Origin of the sequence: Helicobacter pylori (assembly GCF_011140715.1) — a bacterium.
GTDB lineage: Bacteria > Campylobacterota > Campylobacteria > Campylobacterales > Helicobacteraceae > Helicobacter > Helicobacter pylori_DA.
Genome location: NZ_SFZZ01000031.1, coordinates 1 through 298 on the forward strand (window position 1 = coordinate 1; position 298 = coordinate 298).

Annotated in this window: 1 protein-coding gene; it reads left to right on the top strand. The window is 37.9% G+C overall.

Translation table 11 applies throughout. From position 1 onward, the window contains the following. The coding region (locus EWZ81_RS03335) for a DUF874 family protein (protein ID WP_165549016.1) at positions 1 to 298 on the top strand (298 nt) is incomplete at both ends.

Sequence of the window (298 nt, forward strand, 5' to 3'; positions counted from 1 at the left end):
TATAGAAGTAGAAGCTGAATGCAAAACCCCTAAACCCACAAAAACCAATCAAACCCCTATCCAGCCAAAACACCTCCCAAACTCTAAACAACCCCGCTCTCAAAGAGGATCAAAAGCGCAAGAGCTTATAGCTTATTTGCAAAAAGAGCTGGAATCTCTGCCCTATTCACAAAAAGCTATCGCTAAACAAGTGGATTTTTATAAACCAAGTTCTATCGCTTATTTAGAACTAGACCCTAGAGATTTTAAAGCTACAGAAGAATGGCAAAAAGAAAATCTAAAAATACGCTCTAAAGCT